At 66.3% G+C, this 686-nt stretch carries 1 protein-coding gene; it reads right to left on the bottom strand.

Features of this window, described 5'->3' with window-relative positions; genetic code table 11:
* Positions 1-129: 129 nt before the first annotated feature.
* Positions 130-686 (bottom strand): DeoR/GlpR family DNA-binding transcription regulator (locus tag BGN95_RS19130; RefSeq protein WP_286773700.1); only part of this gene is annotated, 557 nt, incomplete at its 5' end.

Genomic DNA, 686 nt, shown 5'->3' with positions numbered 1-686 from the left:
GCCGCTGGCGCAGCATGTCGATGCAATCAAGGCGGATGCGCCGGGGCTCGCGCTGCCACGCGGGGTGATCGACAAGATCTATTACGCCAACGCCCGCCGCTTCTTCCGGCTGAACGGATAGCGTGCAGCTCAGGCGTTGTGGATGCGGAAGCCGAGCCGGTCCGCGGCGGCGCGGATATCCTCAGGCACCGCGCCCTCGGTGACGAGATGATCGATCTCCTCGATGTCGATGATGCGATGGAGGCAGACGCGGCCGAATTTGGAGCCGTCGGTCACCGCGATCACCTCGCGCGCGGCCTCGACCATCTTGCGGTTGAGCATCGCCTCGGGCTCATAATGCGTTGTGACGCCGCAGGCGATGTCGAGCCCGTCGACCCCGAGGAACAGCTTGTCGACGCGCAGGTCCTCGAGCGCGGCGACGGTCTGCGCGCCGTAGAAGGCGCGGTTCTTGCGCCGCAGCATCCCGCCGAGCATGACGATGTTGAGCCGCTCCTTCGCCGCCAGCACGGTGAGGATGTCGATATCGTTGGTGAGGACGGTGATGTCCTCGTCATCGGGCAGGAAGCGCGCGATCTGCAGCGTCGTCGTCCCCGAATCGAGCACGATCGACTCGCCGGGCGCGACCATCGCCGCGGCGAGCTTGCCGATGCGCACCTTCTCGTCGGTATGGCTCGAGCGCTTGACCT

Origin of the sequence: Sphingomonas sp. 66-10, assembly GCF_001897045.1 — a bacterium.
In the GTDB taxonomy this organism is placed as follows: domain Bacteria; phylum Pseudomonadota; class Alphaproteobacteria; order Sphingomonadales; family Sphingomonadaceae; genus Sphingomonas; species Sphingomonas lycopersici.
The sequence above is the reverse complement of the archived record's forward strand: the minus strand, read 5'-3'. Positions and strand labels throughout refer to the sequence as shown.